General features: G+C 68.9%; 18 protein-coding genes. 9 read left to right on the forward strand and 9 right to left on the reverse strand.

The annotated features are described in order from the left end of the window. Positions 1-36: 36 nt before the first annotated feature. From gnd to dnaA, 3 genes are all read right to left on the reverse strand, one after another. Entirely contained in the window at positions 37-912 is an 876-nt protein-coding gene (gene gnd, locus ACFZCP_RS23565; protein WP_391429658.1) for a phosphogluconate dehydrogenase (NAD(+)-dependent, decarboxylating), read from the reverse strand. Between the two features lie 193 nt (positions 913-1,105). Continuing rightward, entirely contained in the window at positions 1,106-2,236 is a 1,131-nt protein-coding gene (gene dnaN / locus ACFZCP_RS23570) for a DNA polymerase III subunit beta (RefSeq protein ID WP_391429660.1), read from the reverse strand. A gap of 1,144 nt (positions 2,237-3,380) precedes the next feature. Next, the gene (gene dnaA, locus ACFZCP_RS23575) at positions 3,381-5,366 is read right to left on the reverse strand and encodes a chromosomal replication initiator protein DnaA (protein ID WP_391429662.1); all 1,986 of its coding nucleotides are present in this window, start codon (positions 5,364-5,366) and stop codon (positions 3,381-3,383) included. Positions 5,367-5,740: 374 nt separating this feature from the next. Here dnaA and rpmH point away from each other — a divergent pair, with 374 nt between their 5' ends. The 9 genes from rpmH to ACFZCP_RS23620 all read left to right on the forward strand — a co-directional run bounded on the left by rpmH (position 5,741) and on the right by ACFZCP_RS23620 (position 12,674). Further along, entirely contained in the window at positions 5,741-5,878 is a 138-nt protein-coding gene (gene rpmH / locus ACFZCP_RS23580) for a 50S ribosomal protein L34 (RefSeq protein WP_005482975.1), read from the forward strand. 21 nt (positions 5,879-5,899) lie between these two features. Further along, positions 5,900-6,271, forward strand: a complete 372-nt coding sequence (gene rnpA, locus ACFZCP_RS23585; RefSeq protein WP_361117256.1) for a ribonuclease P protein component — start codon at positions 5,900-5,902, stop codon at positions 6,269-6,271. Next, positions 6,268-6,633, forward strand: coding sequence for a membrane protein insertion efficiency factor YidD (yidD, locus tag ACFZCP_RS23590; RefSeq protein ID WP_362688690.1), 366 nt, complete (start codon positions 6,268-6,270; stop codon positions 6,631-6,633). Before rnpA ends, yidD begins: the two co-directional genes overlap by 4 nt. A 3-nt stretch (positions 6,634-6,636) precedes the next feature. Continuing rightward, positions 6,637-7,917, forward strand: a complete 1,281-nt coding sequence (yidC, locus tag ACFZCP_RS23595; RefSeq protein ID WP_362688687.1) for a membrane protein insertase YidC — start codon at positions 6,637-6,639, stop codon at positions 7,915-7,917. 15 nt (positions 7,918-7,932) lie between these two features. After that, a complete protein-coding gene (locus tag ACFZCP_RS23600) occupies positions 7,933-8,445 on the forward strand; it encodes a R3H domain-containing nucleic acid-binding protein (protein ID WP_391429666.1) in 513 nt (170 codons plus the stop codon). Positions 8,446-8,561: 116 nt separating this feature from the next. Next, on the forward strand, positions 8,562-9,278 hold the full coding sequence (gene rsmG, locus ACFZCP_RS23605; RefSeq protein ID WP_391429668.1) for a 16S rRNA (guanine(527)-N(7))-methyltransferase RsmG: 717 nt from the start codon (positions 8,562-8,564) through the stop codon (positions 9,276-9,278). 287 nt (positions 9,279-9,565) lie between these two features. After that, positions 9,566-10,639, forward strand: coding sequence for an AAA family ATPase (locus ACFZCP_RS23610; RefSeq protein WP_391430066.1), 1,074 nt, complete (start codon positions 9,566-9,568; stop codon positions 10,637-10,639). Then, positions 10,636-11,739, forward strand: a complete 1,104-nt coding sequence (locus ACFZCP_RS23615) for a ParB/RepB/Spo0J family partition protein (protein WP_391429670.1) — start codon at positions 10,636-10,638, stop codon at positions 11,737-11,739. Before ACFZCP_RS23610 ends, ACFZCP_RS23615 begins: the two co-directional genes overlap by 4 nt. Positions 11,740-12,056: 317 nt before the next feature. Next, positions 12,057-12,674 carry a GNAT family N-acetyltransferase gene (locus ACFZCP_RS23620; protein WP_362688675.1) on the forward strand — a complete coding sequence of 206 codons (618 nt, stop codon included), beginning with the start codon at positions 12,057-12,059 and terminating at the stop codon, positions 12,672-12,674. Positions 12,675-12,754: 80 nt separating this feature from the next. Here the strand turns inward: ACFZCP_RS23620 and trxA are convergent, their stop codons facing one another. The 6 genes from trxA to murJ form a co-directional block, all read right to left on the reverse strand. Continuing rightward, positions 12,755-13,084: a thioredoxin gene (trxA, locus tag ACFZCP_RS23625; protein WP_362688672.1), complete on the reverse strand. Its 330-nt coding sequence runs from the start codon at positions 13,082-13,084 to the stop codon at positions 12,755-12,757. A 70-nt stretch (positions 13,085-13,154) separates the two neighbouring features. Then, a complete protein-coding gene (trxB, locus tag ACFZCP_RS23630; RefSeq protein ID WP_391429673.1) occupies positions 13,155-14,102 on the reverse strand; it encodes a thioredoxin-disulfide reductase in 948 nt (315 codons plus the stop codon). A gap of 170 nt (positions 14,103-14,272) precedes the next feature. Continuing rightward, positions 14,273-15,208, reverse strand: a complete 936-nt coding sequence (locus tag ACFZCP_RS23635; protein ID WP_391429675.1) for an anti-sigma factor family protein — start codon at positions 15,206-15,208, stop codon at positions 14,273-14,275. Beyond that, positions 15,205-15,930, reverse strand: coding sequence for an RNA polymerase sigma factor SigM (gene sigM, locus ACFZCP_RS23640; protein ID WP_391429677.1), 726 nt, complete (start codon positions 15,928-15,930; stop codon positions 15,205-15,207). Before sigM ends, ACFZCP_RS23635 begins: the two co-directional genes overlap by 4 nt. A gap of 21 nt (positions 15,931-15,951) precedes the next feature. Continuing rightward, positions 15,952-17,652: a serine/threonine protein kinase gene (locus ACFZCP_RS23645; protein WP_391429679.1), complete on the reverse strand. Its 1,701-nt coding sequence runs from the start codon at positions 17,650-17,652 to the stop codon at positions 15,952-15,954. 118 nt (positions 17,653-17,770) lie between these two features. After that, entirely contained in the window at positions 17,771-20,128 is a 2,358-nt protein-coding gene (gene murJ / locus ACFZCP_RS23650) for a murein biosynthesis integral membrane protein MurJ (RefSeq protein WP_391429681.1), read from the reverse strand. Between the last annotated feature and the right edge of the window lies 1 nt (position 20,129).

Consider the following 20,129-nt stretch of genomic DNA (forward strand, 5'->3'; position numbering starts at 1 on the left):
GTGACGGGTTGTGGATCGCTCGGGCGACCCTGTGGACTACTTCTTCTCCACGGCGTGACCGCCGAACTGGTTGCGCAGCGCGGCGATCATCTTCATCTGCGGCGAGTCCTCCTGGCGGGAGGCGAACCGCGCGAACAGCGACGCGGTGATCGCGGGAAGCGGCACCGCGTTGTCGATGGCGGCTTCCACAGTCCAGCGTCCCTCACCGGAGTCCTGTGCATAACCGCGCAGCCCGCCCAGGTGCTCGTCCTCGTCCAGCGCGTTCACCGCGAGGTCGAGCAGCCAGGAGCGGATGACCGTGCCCTCCTGCCAGGAGCGGAAGACCTCGCGGACGTTCTCCACGGAGTCGACCTTCTCCAGCAGCTCCCAGCCCTCGGCGTAGGCCTGCATCATCGCGTACTCGATGCCGTTGTGGACCATCTTGGCGAAGTGGCCCGCGCCGACCTTGCCGGCGTGCACCGCACCGAAGTCGCCCTCCGGCTTGAGCGCGTCGAAGACCGGCTGCACCGCGGCAACGTGCTCGGCGTCGCCGCCGTACATCAGCGCATAGCCGTTCTCCAGGCCCCAGACGCCGCCGGAGACGCCGCAGTCGACGAAACCTATGCCCTTGGCCGCCAGCTGCTCGGCGTGCTTCTCGTCGTCCGTCCAGCGGGAGTTGCCGCCGTCCACGACCACGTCACCGGGCTCCAGCAGCTCGGCCAGCTCGTCGATCGTCGACTGGGTGGGCGCGCCGGCCGGGACCATCACCCAGACCACGCGGGGCCCTGTCAGCTTGCCCACAAGCTCTTCCAGGCTGTGGACGTCCGCGAGGTCCGCGTTGCGGTCGTATCCGAGAACGGTGTGGCCCGCGCGGCGGATCCGCTCGCGCATGTTGCCGCCCATCTTGCCGAGGCCGACGAGACCGAGCTCCATCAGTTGTGTTCCTTAGGTTGCTGTGTGACGTGTGGGGCACCTGCGTACCCGGGTCCGAGCCTAGCCCCGGACCGTCACGCACAGCTGTGGGCATACGCGCTCATACGTAGCCCCTCACCTGCGGGTTCTGTCCACAGGCCGGGATGGTTTCCCACCGACCTGTGGACGATCTGTCGGTACTCGGCGCGGGGGTTCAGCCGCTCAGCCGCACCGGCATGATCAGGTACTTGTAGGCCTCGTCCGCCTCCGCGTCCAGCGCCGGCTTGCCGCTGAGCAGCGCGGGCTTGGTGGACGTCGTGAACGACAGCTGGGCCACCGGGGAGTCGATGGCGCTCAGACCGTCCAGCAGGAAGGTCGGGTTGAAGGCGATCGAGATGTCGTCGCCCTCCAGCTGCGCGTCCACCCTTTCCACAGCCTGTGCGTCGTCGCTGGAGCCGGCCTCCAGAATCAGCACGCCCTGCTCGAAGCTCAGCCGCACCGGGGTGTTGCGCTCGGCGACCAGGGCCACACGCTTGACGGCCTCCACGAAGGGGGCGGTCTCGATCACGGCGATGGAGTTGAACTCGGTCGGGAACAGCGTGCGGTACTTCGGCAGGTCGCCCTCGAGCAGACGCGTGGTCGTGCGGCGGCCCGCGCCCTCGAAACCGATCAGGCCCTCACCCGCGCCGGAGCCGGACAGCGCCAGCGTGACGGTGTCGCCCGCACCGAGCGACTTGGCGGTGTCCAGCAGCGTCTTCGCCGGGACCAGGGCGACCGCGGAGGCCTCCGGGTTCTCCGGCTTCCACAGGAACTCGCGGACCGCGAAGCGGTAGCGGTCGGTGGAGGCGAGGGTGACCGTGTCGCCCTCGATCTCGATGCGCACACCGGTGAGGACGGGCAGCGTGTCGTCGCGCCCGGCGGCGATGGCCACCTGGGACACGGCGGCCGCGAAGACCTCGCCGGGGACGGTGCCGGTCGCGTTCGGCATCTGCGGCAGCGCCGGGTACTCCTCCACAGGCAGGGTGTGGAGTGTGAACCGCGAGGAGCCGCAGACCACGGTCGCCCGTACACCGTCTGTGGAAATCTCCACCGGGCGGTTGGGCAGGGCGCGGGAGATGTCGGCGAGCAGGCGGCCGGAGACGAGGACCGTGCCCTCCTCGTCGACCTCGGCCTCGACGCTCACACGGGCGGAGACCTCGTAGTCGAAGCTCGACAGGCTCAGCTGGCCGTCCTCGGCCTTCAACAGGAGACCGGCGAGGACAGGGGCCGGCGGACGGGCCGGGAGGCTGCGTGCAGCCCACGCCACTGCCTCCGCGAGTACGTCGCGTTCCACCCGGATCTTCACGGTAAGCCGCCTCCTGCTGTTGCTACTGAGTCCTCCGACTCGGTGTCACCGCCCACTGCGAAGGGAAGGACACCGGGGACCAGTCTGACGCACCGCACTGACAGTAGGTGCCTGTCGGGGTCAAGTCGCTCCGAGGGGCAGCCGGGCTCGAGAGAGCGAGTTGTGCACAGCCCCCGCTTCAAAGCGATTGCCAGGCTCTCTCTAGTCGGGAGTAGTAGTAGGGCCTGTGGATACCGTGGATAACCTCGTTTTCCCAGCTCAGAGCCGGAATTTTGTCCACTGGTCCTGTGGGTGGAGGCGGTGGACAACCAGGTGTCTCTGTGGAGAACAGAAAGTTCTGCACACGCCGCCCACAGCCCGAGGGCAGTTCTCCCCAGCTGCGTCCCCAGGTTTACCCACGTTTCCCACACCCCAATCCGGCACCTTCGTGTGACGGCTTTCACTCGCGGCGGTGAGCGGGTGCGTCGGGTTGCCGAACAGTGGACAGCCATGTGGAGAAGCCGGCCATCGCTGGGGACAACCGGCCCCAGCCTGTGGGCTGCCCGTGGACAACTTCTTGCACAGCCTGTGGATCTCTGCTTCGTCCACAGTCTGTGGAGATCCTTCGTCCACGATTCCACAGGGTGCTGAGCTGGGCGGACGCTGTTTCCCCGGACTCCCTGTGGACGCAGTTCGGGACAACTTCGCAGTCCCCAGGATGTGGACGGAAGAAAGTCACCGAATCTGTGGAGAGTGGCCGTAACCAGGCACTTAATCGAACACCGGGTGGCCGGGGAGGGGCGGCTGCGGAGCGGTCACGGGACGGCAGTGGGGCGGGGACGGGGGCAGTGGGGCGGCGACGGAGGGGAAAACGGGGCGGGTGCAGGGTGGGGACGGGCGGGGGCGAGGGCCGGTGAGCTCTTGACAGCGGGTGGCCCGGCAGGGCGAGGACGCGCCGGGGGACGAGCGGTCGGCAGGTCGCCACCCGGGGTCCCCACCAGAGGTCGGCACCAGAGGTCGGCATGGTGGGGGGCGAGCATTTGGACGGGGTCTTGCCGAGGGCCTCCGGGCGGGCCGCGGCGGCAGGTGCCGGCGGCCGCCACGAACGCGAAGGGCGCCTCCGGGATCTCCCGGAGGCGCCCTCGGTGCCGTTCGGCGGCCGGTGTCAGCCGTTCTTGATGCGGTTCGTCAGCTCGGTCACCTGGTTGTAGATCGAGCGGCGCTCGGCCATCAGCGCGCGGATCTTGCGGTCGGCGTGCATGACGGTCGTGTGGTCGCGGCCGCCGAACTGCGCGCCGATCTTCGGCAGGGACAGATCCGTCAGCTCGCGGCACAGGTACATGGCGATCTGCCGGGCGGTGACCAGCGCGCGCCCGCGCGAGGTGCCGCACAGGTCCTCCACCGTCAGCCCGAAGTAGTCGGCGGTGGCGGCCATGATGGCCGTCGCGGTGATCTCCGGGGCGCTGTCCTCGCCGCCCGGGATCAGGTCCTTCAGGACGATCTCGGTCAGGCCCAGGTCCACCGGCTGCCGGTTGAGCGAGGCGAAGGCCGTCACCCGGATCAGCGCGCCCTCCAGCTCACGGATGTTCCGCGAGATCCGGGAGGCGATGAACTCCAGTACCTCCGGCGGGGCGTTGAGCTGCTCCTGGACCGCCTTCTTGCGCAGGATCGCGATGCGCGTCTCCAGCTCGGGCGGCTGGACGTCGGTGATCAGACCCCACTCGAAACGGTTCCGCAGCCGGTCCTCCAGCGTGACCAGCTGCTTGGGCGGCCGGTCGCTGGAGAGCACGATCTGCTTGTTCGCGTTGTGGAGCGTGTTGAAGGTGTGGAAGAACTCCTCCTGCGTCGACTCCTTGTCCGCGAGGAACTGGATGTCGTCGACGAGCAGGATGTCCATCTCGCGGTAGCGCTTGCGGAAGCTGTCGCCCTTGCCGTCGCGGATGGAGTTGATGAACTCGTTGGTGAACTCCTCCGAGCTGACGTACCGCACGCGCGTGCCCGGGTAGAGGCTGCGCGCGTAGTGCCCGATCGCATGCAGCAGATGCGTCTTGCCGAGCCCCGACTCCCCGTAGATGAACAGGGGGTTGTAGGCCTTGGCCGGCGCCTCCGCCACGGCCACCGCGGCCGCGTGCGCGAACCGGTTGGAGGCGCCGATGACGAACGTGTCGAAGAGGTACTTCGGGTTCAGCCGCGCGGTCGGCTCACCGGGGCCGCTCGCCGGCGCGGGCTTTGCGGCCGACGGACCGGGCGCGCCGCCCCCGGGGGCCGACGGCAGGTCCGGGCGGCCGGGGCCGCCGCGGTGCACCGGGCCGACACCCGAGGGCGGCTCGGGCAGTTCACGGCGGACGGGGTCGCGCTGGTCGTACTCGGTCCGGGACGGTTCGTACTCGGAGCGCGGCGAGTCGTAGTCGGGCCGGTCGTAGTCGGAGCGGTTGTACTCCGGCCGCGGGGACTTGTAGTCCTGGCGCGGGGAGTCGTACTCGGAGCGCTGCTGGTCGTAGGGCGGGCGGTCCATGCCCGGTGTGCGGTAGTCCTGGCCCGGCGAGCCGTAGGTGTCCTGCGGCGGCGAGGCGTACGGGTCGCGCTCGGGGAAGCCGAGGCGCGGCTGCTGCCAGCTGTACTCGTCCGGTGCGGACCGCGGCCAGGCACCCGGCTCGGGGCGCTGGTACTCGGACGGGTACGCGGGGCGGGCGGTGGGCAGCTGGTCCCCGCGGGAAGACGGTTCGCCGCCCGGGTGCTGGTCGCCGCCACGGTGCCGGCCGTAGCCCTCGTACGGTCCGGACGGCGGCTCCGGCTCCTCGTAGCGCGACTGCGGTTCCTCGTAGCGGGACTGCGGCTGCTGCACGGGCGGCGCCGAGGGGGCCGGCGGCTCGCCCGCGGAGTCGTCCACGGTGATCGCGATGCGGATGGGGCGTCCGCACTCGCGGCTCAGGGTCTCGCTGACGATCGGCGCGAGACGGCCCTCCAGTACGCCCTTCGCGAATTCGTTCGGCACGGCGAGCAGAGCGGTGTCCGCGACGAGCGCGAGCGGCTGGCAGCGCCGGATCCAGCGCTCGTCCTTCGTCTCGACGCCTTGTCCGCGGCCTTCTCCGAGGAGGTGCTCCAGAACTCGTGGCCACACTGCGGCAAGATCGGCAGGTACGTCAGCCACAGGGCACGCTCTCTCGCAGGTCCCACGAACGTGTGGTTCGGGGACGGGTCGGGATGAAAATCGGGTCGGGCGGGGATATGGGAACGAATCGGAGTTCAGTCACGGTAGTCAGGGCGGCGGGTGCGGTTCAAGTTGTTGTCCCCAGCCTGTGGACAGTGTCTCTCCGTGCCCCCCGGTTTGACCGGATGGCGTAGCCCCGCGTACCGTAACCAGGTCGAGTTGTCGATGGCTGCTGCCGCCTGCCTCCGATGGGCACAGATCACTTGCAGGTGATCGGGAAGCGGTGCAATCGGGCGTGACGCGAGCTACTCGTGGGCGCACGGTGACAGCCAGGACGGCACCCCGCCACTACCGATTCTTTCTGGAGCCCCCGAGTGAGCAAGCGCACCTTCCAGCCGAACAACCGTCGTCGCGCGAAGACCCACGGCTTCCGCCTGCGGATGCGTACCCGTGCCGGCCGCGCGATTCTCGCGAACCGCCGTAGCAAGGGTCGCGCGAGCCTGTCCGCCTGATCCTGATCAGGTCATGACGTCGTGCTGCCTACCGAGCATCGGCTGAGGCGGCGCGAGGACTTCGCGACCGCGGTACGACGGGGGCGTCGGGCAGGCCGCCCGACCCTCGTCGTCCACCTTCGTAGCGGTGCCACGGACCCGCACGCGCCTGGGGAGAGCGCTCCCCCGACGCGTGCGGGTTTCGTCGTGAGCAAGGCTGTGGGTGGAGCGGTCGTGCGCAACACAGTGAAGCGCAGACTGCGTCATCTGATGCGTGACCGAGTCGCCCTGTTTCCTCCCGGTAGCCTGGTAGTCGTACGAGCGCTGCCCGGAGCGGGCGACGCAGACCACGCACAGCTGGCCCGAGACCTGGATGCCGCCCTGGAGCGGCTACTGGGAGGGGGCGCGCGATGAAGTACCCGCTGCTGGCTCTGATCAAGCTGTACCAGTGGACGATCAGTCCGTTGCTGGGGCCGGTGTGCAAGTACTACCCGTCGTGCTCCCACTACGGCTACACGGCCATCGACCGGCACGGTGCGATCAAGGGCACGGCACTCACCGCCTGGCGCATCCTCCGGTGCAATCCGTGGTCGCTCGGCGGTGTGGACCATGTTCCGCCGCGCAAGCGCCCGCGGTGGCACGAAATGCTGCGCAACGCTTGGCGCGCACGCAAGGGCGGGCCCTCCGCCGCCGAACCGGCCACCGAGGAGAGGACTCGTCACGAGCTTCCTTCGAGCCCGGCCGCAGAGACTTCGTCCCATGCCCAAGGAGCATGATTAGTGGACACGATTGCCAGCCTGTTCAGCTTCATCACGACACCTGTCTCCTGGGTCATCGTCCAGTTCCACACGGTGTACGGCGCCATCTTCGGCCCCGACACCGGGTGGGCCTGGGGCCTGTCGATCGTGTCCCTCGTGATTCTGATCCGCATCTGCCTGATCCCGCTCTTCGTGAAGCAGATCAAGGCGACCCGGGCCATGCAGACGCTCCAGCCCGAGATGAAGAAGATCCAGGAGCGCTACAAGAACGACAAGCAGCGTCAGTCCGAAGAGATGATGAAGCTGTACAAGGAGTCGGGCACCAACCCGCTCTCCTCGTGCCTTCCCATCCTGGCGCAGTCCCCGTTCTTCTTCGCCCTGTACCACGTGCTCAACGGCATCGCGTCGGGCCAGACCATCGGCGTCATCAACGCGTCGCTGCTGGAGAGCGCCCGTAAGGCGCACATCTTCGGGGCCCCGCTCGCCGCGAAGTTCAAGGACAGCGCCAGCACCATCGATGCGCTGGGCGCCTCGGTCACCGACGTGCGGGTCGTGACCGTGGTCATGATCGTCATGATGTCGGCGTCGCAGTTCTACACGCAGCGTCAGCTGATGACGAAGAACGTCGACACCACGGTGAAGACGCCGTTCATGCAGCAGCAGAAGATGCTGATGTACGTCTTCCCCATCATGTTCGCCGTCTTCGGTATCAACTTCCCGGTCGGTGTCCTCATCTACTGGCTGACCACCAACGTGTGGACCATGGGCCAGCAGATGTACGTCATCCACAACAACCCGACCCCGGGTTCCAAGGCTCAGGCCGCCTACCTGGAGCGTCTCACCAAGCACGTCACGCACCACGGCAAGGTCCGTCGCCGGAGCGAGAAGACCATCGTCAAGGCGATCGTCGCCAAGGGCCGTGACCGCAACGAGTTCGAGCGCAAGTTCATCAACGGACTGAACAAGGCGGGCCTCGTGGCCCAGGCCGACGGCACCGTGGTGACGGGCGAGAGCCAGGCCGTGTCGCAGACCGAGGACGGTACGACGACGTCCACGGCGGCCGCGGCCCGGCGCCAGCAGCCCAAGCGCCAGAGCAAGGCCCAGCGCCAGTCCGGCGGGACCAAGCAGGCGGGCGAGGACACGCCGGCGGCCACCTCGCTGGAGAAGTCCGACGAGCCGCAGGACGACAAGCCCGCCGCTGCCAAGCAGCCCCAGAAGCCCGGCTCCGGCACCCGCAGCAAGGCCCAGTCAGGCCAGCGCAAGGGTGGCCCGCAGCGGCCCAAGTCCCCGTCCAAGAAGTAAGAAGGAGCCCATCCCGTGACGGAAGGCACCACCTCCGCCGCTGCCGAGGGTGCAGACACCCTGACTCGCCTTGAGCAGGAGGGCGAGATCGCGGCGGACTACCTGGAGGGTCTGCTCGACATCGCCGACCTGGACGGCGACATCGACATGGACGTCGAGGCCGACCGAGCCTCTGTGTCGATCATCAGCGACAGCGGCACCCGCGACCTCCAGAAGCTGGTCGGCCGGGACGGCGAGGTGCTGGAGGCGCTTCAGGAGCTGACCCGCCTGGCCGTGCACCGGGAGACCGGCGATCGCAGCCGGCTGATGCTGGACATCGCTGACTACCGGGCCAAGAAGCGGACGGAGCTGTCCGAGCTGGGGGCCAAGGCCGCCGCCGAGGTCAAGAGCAGCGGTGAGGCCGTGAAGCTCAAGCCGATGACCCCCTTCGAGCGCAAGGTCGTGCACGACGCGGTCAAGGCCGCAGGACTGCGCAGCGAGTCCGAGGGCGAGGAGCCGCAGCGGTTCGTCGTTGTGCTTCCCGCCTGATCGGCACCTGCGTTTCACCGGCCCCGTCTGCCTGCAGACGGGGCCGAACTTTGTCAGCCTGGTAGTTCTGGTGGCCGGTGCGCGAAGCGCCGGCACCCTACGGAAGGACGGTCCCCGTGACGGAGGCAGCGGAACTTCCCCCCGCGCCCGAGCAGGCGCGGGAAGTGTTTGGTGATCGCTTCGCCGATGCGGTCCGGTATGCGGAGCTGCTTGCCGAGGCGGGCGTGCAGCGTGGCCTGATCGGTCCCCGCGAGGTGCCTCGCCTGTGGGAGCGGCACCTGCTGAACTGTGCGGTGCTCTCGGAGGCGGTCCCCGAGGGGGTGACGGTGTGCGATGTCGGCTCGGGCGCCGGCCTGCCGGGTATTCCGCTGGCCCTGGTCCGGCCGGACCTGAACATCACTCTGCTGGAGCCGCTGCTGCGGCGCACCACGTTCCTGACCGAGGTCGTCGAGCTGCTGGGCCTGGACCACGTGACGGTGGTGCGGGGCCGGGCCGAGGAGGTCATGGGCAAGCTGCCACCCGTCCATGTGGTGACGGCCCGTGCCGTGGCTCCACTGGATCGTCTGGCCACCTGGGGGATTCCCCTGCTGCGCCCGTACGGTGAGATGCTCGCTCTGAAGGGCGACACAGCCGAGGAGGAGCTGAAGGCGGCGGCCACCGCGCTCACCAAGCTCGGGGCGGTGTCGACGTCCGTCCTGCATGTGGGAGAGGGCGTGGTGGATCCTCTGTCCACGGTCGTGCGGGTCGAGGTGGGTGAGAGCCCGGGTGGTGTGCGGTTCGCCGCCAAGCGGGCCAAGGCGGCGCGAACGGGTCGGGTACGCCGCCGTCGCTGAGGAAGGACGGGGGCGTCTCTGATCCGTCCCGGCGAAGAGACGTACTCCACACAAGCTGCCAAACCTATGCGAGTCGGAGTGTCGCGAGGACCCGGTCGCCGCGGCTGTGCATCGTGTTTCACGTGAAACGTCGCTCACTGCTGCACGGCATCATCAGTCGCGGCCGCGCTGCGGCCGAACCCCGGGACCGGAAGCCTCTTGGTTCACTCGGAGAGGTACCGGAGTTGTCCACAGAGGTGGATTTCTCCACAGAACACCAGGCCTCACTGGTTCACGACCCCGAAGGCATGGGAGGCTCTGTTCATTGCGAGCCTGAAGTCGAGGAGAGTGAATCCTTGCGGTCCGACGCCAACATCGCGGGACCGATGACCGATCCGGTCCCCGGTCCCCGTACCGAGTCAATGGGGGCGGATGTTTCACGTGAAACACCACCCCCGATGGACGACACTCCCATCGGTCGTGCTGCCCAACTGGCGGTAGAGGCTCTGGGGCGCGCCGGCGAAGGCCTGCCGCGTCCGGAGCAGACCCGAGTCATCGTGGTCGCCAACCAGAAGGGCGGTGTGGGCAAGACGACGACGACCGTCAATCTTGCCGCTTCGCTGGCTCTGCACGGTGGTCGTGTCCTGGTGATCGATCTGGATCCGCAGGGCAATGCCTCCACGGCTCTGGGGATCGATCACCACGCCGAGGTTCCCTCCATCTACGACGTCCTGGTCGAGAGCAAGCCTCTGGCGGAGGTCGTCCAGCCGGTCCCGGATGTCGAGGGGCTCTTCTGCGCTCCTGCCACGATCGATCTCGCCGGTGCAGAGATCGAGCTGGTCTCCCTGGTGGCCCGTGAGAGTCGGCTGGAGCGGGCGATCCAGGCGTACGAGCAGCCGCTGGACTACGTCCTCATCGACTGCCCGCCGTCGCTGGGCCTCTTGACGGTCAATGCGCTCGTCGCGGGCCAGGAGGTCCTCATTCCGATCCAGTGCGAGTACTACGCGCTGGAGGGCCTGGGCCAACTGCTCCGCAATGTCGACCTGGTGCGGGGGCACCTCAATCCCACCCTGCATGTGTCGACCATCCTGCTCACCATGTACGACGGCCGGACCCGCTTGGCGTCCCAGGTCGCGGACGAGGTGCGCACTCACTTCGGCGACGAGGTGCTGCGGACGAGCATTCCCCGCTCGGTCCGTATCTCCGAGGCGCCGAGCTATGGGCAGACGGTGCTGACCTACGATCCTGGATCGAGCGGTGCCCTCTCCTACCTTGAGGCCGCACGAGAAATTGCCTTGAGGGGCGTCGGTATCAGCTATGACCCGACTCAGCCCCACATCGGCGCACAGAGCAACCCGAGCATGGTGGAGGGGATCCAGTGAGCGAGCGACGGAGAGTAGGACTGGGCCGTGGTCTCGGCGCACTGATCCCTGCTGCCCCGACGGAGAAGAACCCGGCTTCGGCCGCGGTGGGGAGCGCGACGTCCACGTCCCCCGCAGCGGTGCCGGTTCTGGTGTCCGACCGAGGTGTGGCCGCCGCGAAGGTGACCAGCCTGCCGCCTGCTGCCCAGGACGTCGAGGAGGCGTCGGCGAGCGGGGTTGGGGAGGTGCCCGCGCCTCCGATGGGCGCCCACTTCGCCGAGATCCCCCTCGACTCCATCACGCCGAACCCCCGCCAGCCGCGTGAGGTCTTCGACGAGGACGCGCTGCAGGAACTGGTCACCTCCATCAAGGAGGTCGGTCTCCTCCAGCCGGTCGTCGTCCGACAGCTGGGTCCGGCCCGGTACGAGCTGATCATGGGCGAGCGCCGCTGGCGTGCCTGCCGTGAGGCCGGCCTCGAAGCCATTCCGGCGATCGTCCGGGCCACGGACGACGAGAAGCTTCTCCTCGATGCGCTGCTGGAGAACCTGCACCGCGCGCAGCTGAACCCGCTGGAAGAGGCAGCCGCCTACGACCAGCTGCTCAAGGACTTCAACTGCACGCACGACCAGCTGGCCGACCGGATCGGGCGATCCCGCCCTCAGGTCTCCAACACCCTGCGTCTGTTGAGGCTCTCGCCGGCTGTCCAGAAGCGGGTCGCCGCCGGTGTCCTGTCTGCCGGTCACGCCCGGGCCCTGCTGTCCATCGACGACTCGGAGGAGCAGGACCGGCTGGCTCACCGCATCGTGGCCGAGGGGCTCTCGGTCCGGGCCGTCGAGGAGATCGTGACCCTGATGGGTTCGCGGCCCCAGACTCCTCAGCGCTCCAAGGGCCCGCGGGCCGGCGCCCTGGTCTCCCCGGCGCTGACCGATCTGGCGAGCCGTCTGTCGGATCGTTTCGAGACCCGTGTGAAGGTCGACCTGGGACAGAAGAAGGGCAAGATCACCGTCGAGTTCGCCTCTGTGGAGGATCTTGAGCGGATCCTCGGCACGCTCGCTCCGGGTGAGGGGCCGATTCTGCAGAAGAGTGTGCAGGACGGCGAGCCCGAGCAGGACGACGTCTGATCCTCGCGTGGTTCCGCCCTGCGGGCGTCAGGGAGCGGATCGTGTCCGGTGTGTACCGGATCGCGGTCCGCTCTTTGCTTTGAGGCAGTATCAACGGAATCGCATCGTGGATACGATGCCCACGGGTATGGCGCATCCACCTGGCGGATCTCTGAGTGGGGAGACGGGGCCATGCGATCGATGAGCCGGACCGGACTGGTGAGCGCGGGCCTGGGCCTCGGAGCGGTCGGCGGTTTCGTCGGCAGTCTTCTCAGGGAACGGAGCGCTCTGGCAGCCGCTCGCGGAGCCGCGGGCGAAGGAAGCGAGGAACAGCCTTCATGGGGCGCCGGCTCGTACCGCTCACGCTGGACAACCTTCAGGACCTTCCCCAGCGCTGTCGCTCGTGTGTCTTCTGGGAGCTCGACCCCGTCAGCGGCGAGGCAGCGGTAAGGGCGGGCACGTCCTCGGTCGAGAAGGAGTCGTGGATCTCGGCCGTCCTGCTCGACTGGGGATCGTGCGGCCGGGTGGTCTACGTCGATGATGTGCCGGTGGGCTTTGTGCTCTACGCGCCGCCTGCCTATGTCCCCCGCTCGACGGCATTTCCCACGAGCCCGGTCTCGCCGGATGCCGTCCAGCTCATGACGTCGTTCATCATGCCCGGCTATCAGGGGCAGGGGTTGGGACGAGCGATGGTTCAGACCGTCGCCAAGGATCTGCTGCGCCGAGGCTTCAAGGCGATCGAGGCGTTCGGTGACGCCCGCTGGAAGGAGCCGGCCTGTCTGCTGCCGGCCGACCATCTCCTGGCTGTGGGCTTCAAGACGGTCCGGCAGCACCCCACACATCCCCGTCTGCGTCTGGAACTGCGCTCGACGCTGTCCTGGAAGGAAGACGTGGAGCTGGCCCTCGACAGGCTCCTGGGAGCCGTTCAGAAGGAGCCGGCGCTACGGCCGCTCTAGCGGCCCCGAGTCAAGCCGTGAGCCCTCATGCAAATGGGCCAACCCGGAGGGGTTGGCCCATTCGTGTTTCACGTGAAACGTCACTCGGCGATGAAGTCCGCGAGGTCGCGCTCGATGGCAGCCTTCGGCTTGGCGCCGACGATGGTCTTGGCGACCTCGCCGTTCTGGTAGACGTTCAGGGTCGGGATGGACATGACGCCGTACTTGGCCGCCGTACCCGGGTTCTCGTCGATGTTGAGCTTGACGACCTCGATCTTGTCGCCGTGCTCCTTGGCGATGGCCTCGAGCGAGGGAGCGATCTGGCGGCACGGGCCGCACCAGGCAGCCCAGAAGTCCACCAGGACGGGCTTGTCGCTCTTGAGGACCTCTTCCTCGAAGGAGGCGTCGGTCACGGTCTTCAGGTCGGCCACGGCGGGGCTCCTAACTAGGTATGCGGTGGGGGCGGAGAAGGGAATGTCGGACAGCGGCGGCCTGTGCGGCCTAGGCCTTGTCCTCGTCCGCGAGGGCGGCGAGGAAGCGCTCCGCGTCCAGAGCCGCGGAGCAACCGGTGCCGGCCGCGGTGATCGCCTGCCGGTAGGTGTGGTCGACCACATCGCCGGCCGCGAAGACACCAGTCAGGTTGGTGCGGGTGGAGGGGGAGGCGACCTTCAGGTAGCCCTCCTCGTCCAGGTCCAGCTGGCCCTTGAACAGCTCGGTGCGCGGGTCGTGGCCGATCGCGATGAACAGGCCCGTCACCGGCAGGTCCGAGAGCTCGCCGGTCTTGACGTTGCGCAGCTTCAGGCCGGAGAGCTTCTGGTCGCCCTGGACCTCGGCGACCTCACTGTCCCAGACGAACTTGATCTTCGGGTCGTTGAAGGCCCGCTCCTGCATCGCCTTGGAGGCGCGCAGGCTGTCACGGCGGTGGACGATGGCCACGGACTTGGCGAACCGGGAGAGGAAGGTGGCTTCCTCCATCGCGGTGTCGCCGCCGCCGATCACGGCGATGTCCTGGTCCTTGAAGAAGAAACCGTCACAGGTGGCACACCAGGAGACACCGCGGCCGGAAAGGGCGTCCTCGTTCGGGAGGCCGAGCTTGCGGTGCTGGGAGCCGGTGGTGACGATGACGGCCTTCGCCTGGTGTACGGTGCCCGCGGTGTCCGTGACGGTCTTGATCTCACCGGTCAGGTCGACGGAGACGATGTCGTCCGGGATCAGCTCGGCGCCGAAGCGCTCGGCCTGCGCCCGCATGTTGTCCATCAGGTCGGGGCCCATGATGCCGTCGCGGAAGCCCGGGAAGTTCTCCACCTCGGTGGTGTTCATCAGCGCGCCACCGGCGGTGACGGCACCCTCGAACACCAGGGGCTTCAGCGATGCGCGGGCGGTGTACAGCGCCGCCGTGTAGCCCGCGGGCCCCGAGCCGATGATGATCACGTTACGGACGTCGCTCACGGCTTGATTCCTCGTCTCTGGTCTGTCTCAGTCGACCGGGGGGAGCCCCTTTCGGGACTCTCACCCCACCCAACGGATCCTACGGGGCGTGCATTCCCGGTGTGTCTGGGCACACGGGGATAGCCCACGGTTCGGATGGCCGAACGGACCGAGGCGACGACCGTCCCGTCTCAGGGACGCGTGAGGGACTGCTTCAGCAGCACCTTGCCCGGCGAGGAGGGGTCCCGACCGAGGCAGGCCGCGTCGACGACATAGGCCGTGACCCGCGTGCTGTCGTCGGCGTCGCGCAGTACGACGAGATAGGCGATCTTCCCGGCGTACGTTCCCGTCTTGGCGCCGAGAACATCACCGCTGGGGGAGATCGCGTTCCGGACGCACTCGGGGACGGCGGGCTGGGTCTGGATGAACGTGTGGGCGCTCTGGCTCGACCCCGGGGTGTTCTGCTCCGAATCGACACCCGACCGCGGCCGCCCGCTGTCGGAGCCCGTGCTCCTGCCGGTGGAGAGTAGACCCTTCACCTGATTCTGGACGCTGTCCCCGGAGAAGGCGGCGACGGACGGGCTCGGTTTGCCCTGAGCCGTCGTATCGGGGCCACCGCTGCCGAGCGACTGCAGGACCAGAGATCCGGCCCCCAGTACGGCGGCGGTGAGAACGGCTCCGAGGACGACCGTCCTGCGGCGTCGGCCGCGCCCGCGCCCCTTGCGCCCCGGGCCCGTCGCCCCGTGGGGGCGTCCGACGGGACGATCCGCGGAGGGCGATGTTTCACGTGAAACACCACCGGCGGCGACCTGATCATCCGAGTCCGCGGCCCCGGAGACCGGGACTGCCGTTTCCTGGGCCATGGGCGGGGCGGCGCTCAGCAGTGCCTCGGCCGCGAGGGCGGCATCAATACGCCCGACGACGTCCGCCGGCATGCGCAGCGGGGCCGGCACGGTGCCCAGCAGCGCCTGGATCTCCTCCAGTGAGGCATGGACGTCCGCGCACAGCTCGCAGCCGTCCAGATGCCGCTGTACCTCCGTGGTCCGGTCCGGTGGGAGAAGGCCTTCGGTGAGGTCGGAGATCTCCGTGACGTCCGGGTGCCCGGCCGTGTCGGTCGTGGAAGTCACGCTCGCCCACCTCCGCCCTTCACTGCGGTTGAATCGCTCGGACCCGTGCCTCCGGGACCTCGGTGGTGCGGCCCCGTCGCTGGTGGGACGGATGTCCCGTGCACCCGGTTCCGTCCCGGCGCGGGTTCTTTTTCGACATCCGGGTTTCCTGGCCGCAGATGGGTGAGCAGGGGCAGGAGTCGCGCTCTGCCCCGGGCGCACCGGCTCTTCACCGTTCCCGTGGGCACATCGAGGATCCGAGCGGCCTCGGCCACGGGGTAGCCCTGCATGTCCACGAGCACCAGAGCGGCACGCTGCTCGTGCGGAAGCGTGCCGAGTGCTTCGATGAGCTGCCGGTGCAGATCATTGCGCTCGGCGGGAGCGGAAGCCGACTCGTGCGGCTCCAGCAGCTGCTCCAGCCGCTCGGTGTCGTCGACAGGAGAGGTCTTGCGGGTGTCGGCCTTGCGAGCCCGGTCCAGACAGGCGTTCACCGTGATCCGGTGCAGCCAGGTCGTGACGGCCGACTGTCCCCGGAAGGTATGCGCAGCCCGATAGGCCGACACCAACGCGTCCTGGACCGCGTCAGCGGCCTCCTCGCGGTCCCCGAGCGTCCGCAGAGCCACCGCCCACAGCCGGTCCCGATGCCGCCGCACAATCTCGCCGAAGGCATCGGGGTCGCCCTCTACATGGCGGGCGAGCAGATCGCGGTCGCTCACCCCGTCATGTACGGCGCCCTCTGCCATATGCCCCTCCACGGGGGGAACTTAGCTGGTCACCTTGATGTCTGCCACCCTGCCTCGCCAGTGGCCCGGATTGTCGGGGTCCGGAGGCAGCTGGGTCAGCCACACCAGCAGGTACCGCGTCTTGACCGACTTGCCGGGCTGGAGCGTCACCGTCGTGCCCGAACCTGCGGCGACCTTGCTGAAGTCGGTGAACGATGCCGGCTCCGACGCTGCGTTCTCGTCGGCGGCGCGGAGTTCGACCGAGGTCTCCCCCACGAAGGTGATTCTTGCCTTGCTGACCTGCTGGACCTTGCCGAGGTCGAGGATGACACCGACGCCTGGCTTCAGGTTGCCGAACCGCGCACCGAGGTAGAAGTCCGTCTGCCAGTAGCTGGACGGGTCGTTGTCGTAGGCCTTGCTTATGTCGGCGGGCTTCTCGGACTGGTCGCCGAACGGGTCGAAGTCCCGGGCGCTCTCAATGGGGATGGGTTTGCCCGCCGTCGGCGCCTTCGGGCCCTTGCCGCCGCCGTCCTGCGTCTGCGTGTTGTTGGTGTCGTTCGACTTGTCGCTCTGGCCCATCAGTGCGTCCGCCAGCTGCCAGCTGCCCAGGCCGAGGGCGGCGATGAGGAGGGCCGACACCGTCCACTTCAGCACCTTGCCGGTCCGGCTCTGGAGCGGGGGCGGCGGGGTGGCGACGGGCTGCGTGGCACCGGGACGCGGCGCGGTGCGGCCGTAGGTGCCCTGCTGGTACGTCGTGCGCTGGTACTCCGGCGGAGCCGTGAAAGTCGGCTCCGGCGGGCGGATGCGGGGCATCTCGCCGATCGCCTTCACCAGCTCCTCGGGCGTGGTGCACGGAGCCTCATGACGGGACGCCGTGGCCCCGTCGTTGACGAGGGCTCGCATGGCGAGTTCGGACAGGCCACGGTGGACACCGGCGCGCACCTGGTCCGGTGCGATCAGGCCGATGGTCTTGGGCAGGCCGGACAGACCGTAGGCGTCGTTCTCGTACGGCCAGCGCTGGGTCAGCGCCGCGTACAGCAGCGCACCGATCGACTCGGTGTCCGTGCGCTGGGGGGTGTCGGAGCTGATGCCGCGCAGCGCCGCGTTCACGGCCAGGCCGCGGATGCGCCACTGGCCGGTGGAGGCCCGCAGTACGGCGTTCGGGTTCAGCCGCAGATGGGCGAGGCCCTCGCGGTGTGCGGCGGCCATGGCCGAGGCGACCTGACTGACCATCTGGTAGGCGTCGTGCGGCTCCAGCGGGCCCGTCGCGAGCAGCGTGGTCAGCTCGGTGGCATCGGGCAGCCACTCGTGTACGACGTAGACGAGGTCGTTCTCCTCGACGGCGTCGAGGACCTGGACGAAGCGCGGATCGCCGAGCAGCGCCGAGGAACGGGAGGCTGCCAGCACGGAACGGGCCCGCGCATGGTCCGCGGGGAGGATGTGGACACCGACGGCGCGCCGCAGTTTCTCGTCGACCGCACGCCAGCTGCTGAATCCGTCCAGACGGGTGACGCACTCCTCCAGACGGTAACGTCTGGCGAGTTTGTGTCCGCTGTGCAGTTCGGGAGGCGAGGTCTTCATTCCGGGACCCTCCATCCCACCGCTCCCCTGGGCCTCGCTGTCCGTGTCCCGTTCCGAGTTGTTGGCCACCCCGTCGGCCGTGGCCTGGTCCGCCTTGGCGGTCAGCGGCTGCTCGCCGCTGTTGTCTGCCACGTCGACGGCAGCCGTGCTCCGTTCCGCCACCGTCGTCCCTGCCTCCCCATCCGTTGCACGCTGTCCGACGCCGAAACCAATTGTGCCCACAGTCCGCCGCTATGCACGACACGCGGCGGCGGACGATGGTTGTGCGCCTACCCCCGCCTCAGCGCCCCAGACGCCCGCGGACCATTCCCACGAGCGAGTTGAGCTCGTCGATCCGCATCCGGCGCGCGGCGACGAAGAAGACGCCGAGCAGCACCGCACCGCCGACGACGAGCGCGGCGAAGGAACCGACGACGCCCTGGCCGAGAGTGTGCCCGATTCCGTAGCAGGCCGCGCCGCTGAGCAGGGCGGCAGGCACCGAGGCGATGCCGAGCCGGGCATAGGTCCGCAGCACCCGGGTGCCGTCCAGATCGCCGCCCAGCCGCTTGGACAGCCGCTGCCAGGCGACGCCCACCCCGATCGCGTACGCGAGCCCGTACGCGGCGGCCATGCCGGCCACCGCCCAGCGGGTCGGCAGCAGGAAGTAACAGAGAGCGGAGGCCCCCGCGTTGACCGCCGCCACGATGACGGTGTTGTAGAAGGGCGTACGGGTGTCCTCGTAGGCGTAGAAGGCGCGCAGGACGACGTACTGCACCGAGTACGGGATCAGGCCGAGGCCGAAGGCCATCAGCATGTAGCCCATGTTGGTCGCCTCGCTGGTGCCCGAGGAGCCGAAGATCAGCGTGCACATCGGGATGCCCAGTGCCACGAAGCCGAAGGCGATGGGGACGATGGCGACGGCCGTCGTCCGCAGACCCTGGGAGATGTCGTCCCGCACGGCACCGCTGTCGCCCTCGGCGGCCGAGCGCGAGATGCGCGGCAGCAGCGCTGCCATCAGCGACACCGTGATGATGGCCTGCGGCAGGCCCCAGATCAGCTGGGCGTTGGCGTAGGCGGCGAAGCCGGTGCCGTCGACGTGGGAATGCTTGCCGGCGGCGGTGGACAGCTGGGTGACGACGATGGCGCCGGCCTGGTTGGCGAGCACGAAGAGGATGGTCCACTTGGCGAGCGTCGCCGCCTTGCCGAGGCCGTGGCCCTTCCAGTCGAAGCGCAGCCGCAGCCGGAATCCGGTCTCGCGCAGGTAGGGGATCATCGCCAGAGCCTGGACGACAAGACCGAGGAGGATGCCGACGCCGAGGAGGCGCTGGGCCTCCGGCGGGATGTTCGTGACCTTCATCCCGGAGTCGGCCGCGGTGCCGTACACGTAGATGAACATGCCGAGCGTCACGATGATGACGATGTTGTTCAGGACCGGGGTCCACATCATCGCGCCGAATTTCCCGCGCGCGTTGAGCACCTGCCCCATCACCACGTGGATGCCCATGAAGAAGATCGAGGGCAGGAAGTAGCGGACGAAGGTGATGCCGACCTGGTTGGCCGCCGGATCGGCCGCCACCGACGGGGACAGTGCGTGGATCAGGAGCGGCGCGGTCAGGACACCGAGCACGGTGAGCAGGCCGAGCGCCACCATCACGAGGGTCAGAAGACGGTTGGCGTAGGCCTCGCCCCCGTCCTCGTCCTCCTTCATGGAGCGCACCAGCTGCGGCACGAAGACCGAGTTGAGGCCGCCGCCGACGGTGAGGATGTAGATCATCGTCGGCAGTTGGTAGGCGACCTGGAAGGTGTCGCCGAGCACACCGACGCCCAGTGCCGAGACGATCAGCGCGGAACGGACGAAGCCGGTGAGCCGGGAGACCATCGTGCCCGCCGCCATGACGGCGCTGGACTTGAGCAGCCCGGAGGCGCGTCCGCCCTTCTTCGCGGCCGGAGCCGCGGGCGCGGCGGCCTGCGAGGGGCCGACGGGCCCGGGAGCCGCGGCCGGGACCGGCACGGGAGCCTGGGCCGCGTTTCCGGCTGCGGGGGCACCGGCCTGGTAGGGGGACTGCGCGTACTGGTTCGCGTACGGAGGGTTCGGGGCCTGGGGCGACGCCGGGTACGGGGCCGTGGGGCCCTGTCCGGCGCCCGGTGCGGCAGCGGGCCCGGGGACGGCTGGGGGACCCATCGGCGCGGGCCCACCGCCCTGCTGCTGGTCCCGGAAGAGGTGCGCGAAGGCGTCCGGCTGGTGGTACTCCTCGCCGGAGTGCGTGACCAGGTCGTCCACGCCCACGAACTGGGTCGTACGGGGGTTGTCGCCGTACGGCAGGTGGTGGCTCGATCCGTCCGGCTCAGGCGCTGGGGTCTGCGCCCACACGTGCGGATCGGGCGCGTACGGCGACTGGGCGGGCGGGGCGTAGAGCGGCTGCTGATGCTCGTACGTGCCCGGGGGCGGCGGAGGGTGCGCGGCACGGTCGTAGAGCGCCTCGGCGACCGGGTCCTGGGCGGTCAGGTCGTGCGCCCGGTAGGGGTCCTGGTCGTAGGCGTCCTGGAGGTACATGTCCGCCGGGGGCTGCGGCGGCGCCTGGCCGGGCTCGGGCGGCGGCTCGGGGTAGCCCGAGTCGGCCGCGCCCTGGCCGCGTTCACCGTCGTACGGCGCGTTCATG

It is taken from the genome of Streptomyces sp. NPDC007971, assembly GCF_042958635.1.
In the GTDB taxonomy this organism is placed as follows: domain Bacteria; phylum Actinomycetota; class Actinomycetes; order Streptomycetales; family Streptomycetaceae; genus Streptomyces.

Bases quoted from the DNA above. Each gene is read 5' to 3' on its own strand.
- gnd (WP_391429658.1), bottom strand. From the start codon at position 912: ATGGAGCTCGGTCTCGTCGGCCTCGGCAAGATGGGCGGCAACATGCGC.
- yidD (WP_362688690.1), top strand. From the start codon at position 6,268: ATGAAGTACCCGCTGCTGGCTCTGATCAAGCTGTACCAGTGGACGATC.
- ACFZCP_RS23610 (WP_391430066.1), top strand. From the start codon at position 9,566: ATGGGAGGCTCTGTTCATTGCGAGCCTGAAGTCGAGGAGAGTGAATCC.
- ACFZCP_RS23620 (WP_362688675.1), top strand. From the start codon at position 12,057: ATGGGGCGCCGGCTCGTACCGCTCACGCTGGACAACCTTCAGGACCTT.
- sigM (WP_391429677.1), bottom strand. From the start codon at position 15,930: ATGGCAGAGGGCGCCGTACATGACGGGGTGAGCGACCGCGATCTGCTC.
- murJ (WP_391429681.1), bottom strand. From the start codon at position 20,128: ATGAACGCGCCGTACGACGGTGAACGCGGCCAGGGCGCGGCCGACTCG.